This window comes from Nostoc sp. CALU 546, assembly GCF_048836525.1.
In genome coordinates, this window is record NZ_JAWJTF010000030.1 from 21,830 (window position 1) to 29,911 (window position 8,082).

The following is an 8,082-nucleotide window of genomic DNA, read 5'->3' on the forward strand; positions in this document are numbered from 1 at the left end:
CCCGGAAGTTTCCACCCCAAGAAAAAGTGCAAAGTTAAATTAAACTCATAACTTATAACTTATAGCTCATATAACTAATACTGCTGCAATGGTATTTAATTGGTTCCGTCGTCAACATAACGATTCCTCTGATCAGAAACAGGAAAAAACTCCTCCTGTACAAGAACCCCAAGCAGAGCCAGCCGAAACGTCAACACCAACTGCTGAAACTGCACCAGATTCGACAGCAGATTTGTTGGCGTTTGCTAAAGCTGCCTACAAAAATATTCAGCAAAAACAACAAGCTGAGGTAGTAGAAACCCCATCTGATTCAGCAGATACCTCAGCACCATCAGTGCAACCTGAAACCCCAGAAACGGTAATTGCAGAAATTACCGAACCAGAAGCAACTGAGGAACTTGTTAATACAACCGTAGCAACAACACAGCCAGAAGTTATCCCAGCTGCGACTGAGGAAAAAATTACAGAAGATTCCTCAGTCGCGGCAACTACTGATCAGCCGGATGTCTCCAGCCCAGAAGTAACGCTAAGTGAAGTTGAACCAACACCCACCGAACCAATAGCGACAGTAGAGGCAACACAGCCAACAGCACCATCCTTCTTAGAAAGGGCGGCGGCAGAACGGCAAGCCAAGCTGGAACAACTAATAGCCACCGCCATTGAAGTTCCAGAACCGGAGGTAGTACAGCCAGTAGCTACAACCTCAGAAACAGGAGAGGAAATTCCCGGACTGCTATTTGATGATGGCTTTGTCTGGTCGGCGAAAGTTTTAGCCGCTCAAGGTAGAAGTCCAGAAGATGTCTCTATTGAAGAAATTACCTGGCTGAAAAAACTCCGGCAAGGGTTAGACAAAACTCGTCGTAGTATTCTTAACCAACTGAAGGCGATCGTTGGTCAAGGGCCTCTTAACCAGGCTGCTGTGACGGAAATTGAGGCATTGCTCCTGCAAGCTGATGTGGGTGTAGAGGCGACAGACTTTATTATCAATGCCCTACAGACAAAACTTCGAGAAGAAGTTACCGCACCTGAAGAAGCGATCGCTTACTTGAAAAAAATCCTGCGGGATATGCTGGATGCACCGAGCAAAACATCCCACAAAACTAGCTTTACCCCAGAAAAAGAAACCCTAAATATTTGGTTAATCACTGGGGTGAATGGTGCCGGTAAAACCACTACCATCGGCAAAATTGCCCATCTAGGACAAAAATCTGGTTATAAATGCTTGATTGGGGCGGCAGACACCTTCCGCGCCGCTGCTGTGGAACAGGTGAAGGTTTGGGGTAGTAGAAGTGGCGTCGATGTAATTGCCAATCCTGGAAAAAATACAGATCCGGCAGCAGTTGTCTTTGATGCGATCGCAGCCGCCCAAGCGCGTCAAACCGAATTACTTCTAGTAGATACAGCAGGGCGACTGCAAAACAAGAAAAATTTAATGGATGAACTCGGCAAAATCCGGCGAATTATCGACAAAAAAGCCCCAAATGCCAAAGTAGAATCTCTTTTGGTTCTAGATGCCACTTTAGGGCAAAATGGACTACGGCAAGCCGAAGTTTTCTCCCAAGCGGCTCAACTGAGTGGCGTTGTCTTAACCAAGTTGGATGGAACTGCTAAAGGCGGCGTTGCCCTTGCAGTTGTGCAGCAGCTAGGTTTACCCATTCGCTTTATTGGTGCTGGCGAAGGAATTGAAGACCTGCGTCCCTTTTCGAGCTATGAGTTTGTCGAAGCTCTCTTGAGTGGCTAGTTGAAAAATTTGAAGTTAAAAATTTTTCTTGACAAATTGATAAATTTAGGGATAACTGATCTGGTATTATCACTTGAACTAACTAGAAACAGTTGAAGTCCTAAAAACATGAGTTTCTTACAACAAATGGGTGACTTTTGCTAAAATTTCAAGCTAATGTCCTTTTTCCATGCCCTGAATGGGCTTTTTAAATGTAGCAACACGGGCATTTAGTTGCGACACTGCGGGAGGGTTCTCCTCCCTCGGTGACTGTTGCTAGCTATGGCTACTTGTACTCCTACGGAGAAGCAATATGGCAGGCTGCATATAGCTGAATCAAGAGTAGAGTTACGAGCGTCATTTGTTTGCCTAACGCTTATCTCTAAAGAAGGACGGTTTCTGAACATTAGCATTTCGGAGAATCGTTCACTGTGGACTCAAAAAGAGAATTGGTGTAAGTAAGCTGGTTCAACACTCTCAGGTGTATTCTCATCTCCTACTTGCGAAAGTATCTACAAATCTTTTTAGTAAATTGAGAGGTTTGAATTCTCATGGTTAAACAAGAACACTCTTTCTGGTTTTTGACTTAAAGTTATTGGAGGATATTTTTTTAGATTTAGTGTCATCTTTTGTATTCCTATCCTACACTTACCAAATGGCTTAACCCTAAAATCAATTACAGGCTAATGTTTTAAGTGTATTATTGCTGGCTCACGAGATTGGGTTATCTTATTTTTATTCCGTTTCAATGCGTTTAAGTTTTGCATCTTCAGCAACTCAGAATTCGCAAAACGAGAAAATTAAAATGGAAAAACTCGATTTTGGCAATTATCCCAGCAATTATGGTATACCAATTAAGTATTTGAAGACTTATTTACATATTCTCAGGTTTGGGAATGAGTGTAAGTCGGTTTTTTACTAAACTAAGCTTGATTGGAGAACTACTAGAGGTTTTGACTCAGAAGACTTATAGTCTCCTAGTTACATCTTTCCAAACAGTCACTCGGAATTATTCTTTGAACAAAGTATTTTTATGACTTTAGAGATATGCTTTGGAAATTAAGTTATGGAAAAATGAAAATCTTTATGAACTATCATCGAAACTAGTAATTTTTACTGGTTGGGTTTGGACTAAAAATACATGATTTGGAATTGCTAATATTCCATCATAAATACAATAAGCAAATAAAATACTTATAAAATTTGTCTGCTACGTCTTTATACTCTTGCTAAAATGACAAGTCTTGTCTAAATATGGTTTAGCAATGCCAAAGCCAAAAAGTTTATAAGTAATCTAATAATCTGCCAATATAAAGTGCAATAATACCTGTGCCTGTGTCTCAACTGCCCTCTCAACCCACTGACAGCAATAGTAGTGCCGCGACAGATGTCACACCAGTCGTAGCACTTAAAGAACTCGTGGCAAGGTTGCACCGGGAACAGAACAAAATTCAAGATTTGCTAAGTTCTTTAGGATTTGCCCTGAGAAGTTTCAATAATTTGAATCAGTTTTTGGAACTGATACCGTTGATGGCAACAAGAGTGACAGATGCAGACGGCAGCGCTCTGTTTCTCTACAAACCTAATGGTCAAGTCAGGTTAGAACAGTTACATTGGCAAGATAGTGGTCAGCGCAAGAATATCCGCAAAGCGCTAGAAATAGCCAGTAGTCAAATCACGCTTTTGCCCAATAGTGCGCCTCTAGCCAATGCCACGGGGATTTTGGATGACCAGATGCATCGCTATTTGGGGCCAGATGTGCAAATCTTTGGTACGGCGATTCTGGTGAAACATACAGAACGGGGATGGCTCTATGTTTTGAGCCGCGATCCGGAATATAGTTGGACAGAAACTAGGCAAAAGTTAGTTAGGTTAGTGGCAGACCAAACAGCAGTAGCGATCGAAAACGATGAACTAGCTGTAGAACTCAGAAAAAAAGAACGCCTAGACCAAGAACTAGAAATTGGCGCAGAAATTCAACGGCGGCTTTTGCCACGTCAATGTCCTACAATCCCTGGTGTAGTCCTAGCGGCACGCTGTAAACCTGCCAATCGCGTTGGCGGAGACTACTACGACTTTATTGCTACCAATCACAATAAGATTCAGTCCAAGACCAAAGGCGGCACGGAAAATAGTCGCTGGGGTTTGGTTATTGGAGATGTTATGGGCAAAGGTGTACCCGCTGGGCTGATTATGACGATGATGCGGGGAATGTTACGGGGAGAAGTGTTACATGGTAATTCCCCAGCAGGAATTCTGCAAAACTTAAATAGAGTTATGTATGCGGATTTGGAAAATTCCCACCGCTTTGTAACGCTATTTTATTCAGAATATAATCCCCATAACCGAATTTTGTCTTATAGCAATGCAGCACACAATCCTCCCTTGTGGTGGCACGCAGCGACAAAAACTGTCAGCCGTTTAGATACTCTCGGAATGCTAATCGGTTTGGATGCTAACAGCCAATATGAGGATGCCCAGGCACAGTTAGAACCTGGAGATACAATTATCTACTATACAGATGGTTTGACTGATGCTGCTGCCGCTGGTGGCGATCGCTTCGATGAAGATAATTTTGTCGCTAGCTTCAATACTGCTTGTAAGTACTGCAATGGGCCAGAGGAGATTGTGGATTACCTTTTTGACCAAGTTCAGCAATTCATTGGTGATGGGAAGCAAAACACTGATGATATGACACTAGTTGTTCTGCAAATTTTATAAAAGAAGGCAGGAGGCAGGAGGCAGGAGGCAGGAGGCAGGAGACAGGAGGCAGGAGACAGGAGGCAGAAGGCAGGAGGCAGGAGGAAATACTTTCTTTCTCTAAGTGAGGCTGCGCCAATGACAAGCTCAGGAGCCATAGTTCTGGATATTACCCAGTTTAAAAGGAAGAATTTTTAAAAGCTGAAAGTGCAGCGAGATACAAAGCTTCCATAGCCTATAAGTCCCGCGTTTTCAAATATGGGTTACTCAAGCTGGACTACTTATTGAAAGTCATCAGCCATTTTTGCTTGGTCAAGTCATGGGTCAAGTCATGAATAAAATTATGGTGGCTGGGGATTCACCACAGTAATTCTACTAAATTTAATTTTTTATTTATTTTTCTTTGATTTTCCGTAACTATTGCCCAAATTGTTGCATATCAACCTTTTTTGGCAAATTGTTTGTATTCAGCCTTTTGGATAATACACAAAAAATGATCGTTAGAATACTTTTCTGCTCAAGCAAAAACTATATATTTTGCACATCTAGCACAGTAGGAAACGTCAAGGGAGAGAGCAGGTAAAAAGTAAAAGGTACAGGGTAAAAAGTAAAAGGTAAATTTACTTCTTCATTTTTGCTTTCTTTCTATCCTTGTGACGCAAGCATTTAGCCTGCTCCCTCTTGGCGTTTTAATTTTTCTTTTCTCCGCCGTAGCAAGTTCACAACAGCTACGACGGGGTTTTGCTTTCTTTGTTTCTTAGGTCTAGACTTGGTTGTTTTAAACTTCCTTGGTATTTAAGTAATTAACCTTCATTTAATGATTTGTCAAGATATTTCTGAAAATATTTTAGATGAAGAATTCAGATGGCTATTCTTGTGCCCCAGCTTTTTGCAGACTCCGCACTACATTCTTATAACCATTAAATTCTGCAATCATTAAAGCAGTATAACCACCCCGGTTTTTCAAATTCATATCTGCCCCAGCTTGGAGTAATAACTGCACAATTTCGCCATAACCTGCTGAGGCAGCCCACATCAATGATGTTGCCCTCGCTGAGTCTTGAAAATTCACATCTGCCCCCTTTGCCAGCAGCAAATGTATAATCTCTGTGTGTTTGCGTTCGGTTGCCTTGATCAAAGCAGTTTTGCCATCGTCCCCCACAGTGTTGGCATCAGCACCATGTTCTAGTAACACTTTGACTGTTTGGGTGTGTCCTTGTGATGCAGCCAATGTCAAAGGTAATTCACCAAGATTTTTCCCATTAATATCTCCGCCAGAATGCAGCAATGCCTCGACAATTTGGCTATGTCCTTGCAATGCTGCTACAAGCAGTGGTGTATCACCCAGGTGGTTCCTAATTTGGACATTTGCATTCCTGTTAAGTAAGACTTGCACGACATCAATGTAGCCTTCCACAACAGCAAGATGTAGGGCAGTTTCACCATCTTGGTCTTGGAGATTAATTTCGGCACCTCGATCCAGTAAAGCTGCGGCGATCGCACTGTGTCCCGCGGCGGCGGCGGCTGATAGGGCAGTTCCACCATCAGGATTTTTCACATTCACATCAGCCCCCGCTGCTAGCAGTGCTTCCACAATTTCCAGATGTCCTAAGTCTGCCGCTAGCATTAAGAGTGTTTCACCCTCCTCATCTTGGATGTTGACATAAACACCAGTTTGGAGAATTGCTTCTAGAACTTCTATTTTTCCCTGCTTAACGGCGATTTTCAATGCAGTATCATTATCTTGATCTGCGATATTTACCTTTGCACCAGCAGCTAATAAAACTCGCACTACATCTACATAACCTTTGAGGACTGCTGCCATTAAAGCTGTGCTGCCATCTTCATTTGTGGCATTGACATCAGCACCTCTAGATAGTAAAAGTTGCACAATGTCAAGCTGTTTAGCACTAGCCGCCAACATCAAAGCTGTCAAACCATAGAGTTTTCTGGGCAAGTCGATATTTGCCCCAGCATCTAGCAGCGATCGCACAATTTCTGTGTAGCCTAAATTGGCAGCAAACATTAACGCCGTCGTACCTTGGCGATCGCCCGCGTCCACTCTTGCACCAGCAGTCAGTACCCTACGCAACCCCTTAATATCGCCGCTTTTAGCAGCTTTTAACAGCAAAGTATCGTTATTTTCAGTCATGGATGAGATCCCATACAGGGGATTTTGTTCGTCTACCCTCAAAATTTAGTCTGAGATTGTTTATCCACTTTGGCAAGAGGGTTATGCAATTAAAAATTAAAAATTAAAAATTAAAAATTAAGAAATGCAGTCTTGGCAAGCATTCTATCTATTGACTGGATGCAAATTAAGGCTAAGGGAGGCTTCACTCCTGTCTTCTCTCCTCATCTCTTAGTCTCTTTTTATCGAACAGAATTCAGTAGTCAGGAGTCAGAATTCAGACTTAATTCTGACCGAAAAAGCGGATGGCAGAGCGTTAGCGACGCAGGAGCGTCTGAATCCCCGACTGATAGCGTTGCGGAAAGCGAGTCTACGAGCCTCCTGAATTCTGACTTCTGAATTCTTCTTCAATTTGTGCAACTTTAAGCACAGAAAATAGAGTTATGCTAATTTTTATGAAGATTTAAGAATTAGGCGAGAACACTATGAATCTGGAACTTTCTGCATCGGTAAAATATTGGCTAAACTTCTTCCATCCGGTGCTGATGTGGGCGCTATTAGTACTCTCAATTTATGCCGCCTATTTGGGGCTGCAATTACAGCGTACCAGAAATGCTCAGGGGGAAGAAAAGAAAGAACTGATTAAAGGTAGATATAACGTCAGACACTACCAAATCGGTTCTATACTCCTAGCTTTGATGGTGGCAGGTGCGATCGGCGGGATGGCCGTCACTTACATCAATAACGGTAAGTTATTTGTGCAGCCTCACCTATTAGCAGGATTAGGTATGACAGGTTTAATTGCATTTTCTGCTGCTTTGTCTCCTTATATGCAAAAAGGAGCAAATTGGGCGCGTGCAACTCATATTTTAATAAATTTCACGCTTTTGGGACTTTTTGCTTGGCAGGCTGTGACTGGGGTGCAAATTGTCCAAAGAATTCTCACTAAAGCATAGGTAAGTCGGAATCATATCAAGCCTAGTACGTGGCGAGTGGCGATCGCCACGTTAAAACAGTAATGAACCACGGTTTATCAGGAGAGGCAGAGGGCAGTAGGCAGCTTTGGTGTCAGCAAGGCTGGTAAAATCTACCCATAGCGAAGAGGAGAAAATTATCATGCCTACCGAAACTAACTCAGGGAATCAAACCACTACAGGTGCCGATGCTATTGATGAAGCGATCGCACAGGGAATTGATTTTGATGGTTCTCCCATTCCGCCTGCCAAGCTAGAACTCTATGGTAAAGTCATGGCGCTAGAAGGCAATAGACAGCGTAGTGGTGTATCTAATACTATGCGATCGCGCATTGTGCGAATTGGTGCAAAACACATTCCTCAAGCAGAACTCGACCAACTACTTGTAGATGCTGGCTTCGCACCCCTAAAAGAGAAAGAAATTGCCTTTTTCTATAGTGGAAAATAAATGTTGGTTGATGTTTTACAACAATTTTCATTTATTTGAACCAAATATGTTGTAGGGGCACAGCATTGCTCATTGGTGTCAACTTAACGCGAAACCGCACGTCCGCCAG

Annotated in this window: 5 protein-coding genes; 4 read left to right on the forward strand and 1 reads right to left on the reverse strand. The window is 42.6% G+C overall.

The genetic code is table 11. The features are described from left to right. Window positions 1–88 precede the first annotated feature (88 nt). Complete coding sequence (ftsY, locus tag RRG12_RS16830; RefSeq protein ID WP_420760075.1) at window positions 89–1,741, forward strand: signal recognition particle-docking protein FtsY; 1,653 nt, start codon at window positions 89–91, stop codon at window positions 1,739–1,741. A gap of 1,308 nt (window positions 1,742–3,049) precedes the next feature. Then, window positions 3,050–4,441 carry a PP2C family protein-serine/threonine phosphatase gene (locus tag RRG12_RS16835; RefSeq protein WP_069074256.1) on the forward strand — a complete coding sequence of 464 codons (1,392 nt, stop codon included), beginning with the start codon at window positions 3,050–3,052 and terminating at the stop codon, window positions 4,439–4,441. Between the two features lie 847 nt (window positions 4,442–5,288). On the opposite strand, the gene RRG12_RS16840 is transcribed toward RRG12_RS16835, so the two are convergent. After that, window positions 5,289–6,572 carry an ankyrin repeat domain-containing protein gene (locus RRG12_RS16840; RefSeq protein ID WP_420760076.1) on the reverse strand — a complete coding sequence of 428 codons (1,284 nt, stop codon included), beginning with the start codon at window positions 6,570–6,572 and terminating at the stop codon, window positions 5,289–5,291. 464 nt (window positions 6,573–7,036) lie between these two features. Here RRG12_RS16840 and RRG12_RS16845 point away from each other — a divergent pair, with 464 nt between their 5' ends. After that, window positions 7,037–7,507 carry a DUF4079 domain-containing protein gene (locus RRG12_RS16845; RefSeq protein ID WP_084227405.1) on the forward strand — a complete coding sequence of 157 codons (471 nt, stop codon included), beginning with the start codon at window positions 7,037–7,039 and terminating at the stop codon, window positions 7,505–7,507. A gap of 160 nt (window positions 7,508–7,667) precedes the next feature. Beyond that, complete coding sequence (locus RRG12_RS16850; RefSeq protein ID WP_069074763.1) at window positions 7,668–7,973, forward strand: DUF4090 family protein; 306 nt, start codon at window positions 7,668–7,670, stop codon at window positions 7,971–7,973. The last annotated feature ends 109 nt before the right edge of the window (window positions 7,974–8,082 follow it).

What these genes read in the sequence shown, in the direction of transcription:
- ftsY (WP_420760075.1), top strand. Translation starts at nt 89, where the DNA reads ATGGTATTTAATTGGTTCCGTCGTCAACATAACGATTCCTCTGATCAG.
- RRG12_RS16840 (WP_420760076.1), bottom strand. Translation starts at nt 6,572, where the DNA reads ATGACTGAAAATAACGATACTTTGCTGTTAAAAGCTGCTAAAAGCGGC.
- RRG12_RS16845 (WP_084227405.1), top strand. Translation starts at nt 7,037, where the DNA reads ATGAATCTGGAACTTTCTGCATCGGTAAAATATTGGCTAAACTTCTTC.
- RRG12_RS16850 (WP_069074763.1), top strand. Translation starts at nt 7,668, where the DNA reads ATGCCTACCGAAACTAACTCAGGGAATCAAACCACTACAGGTGCCGAT.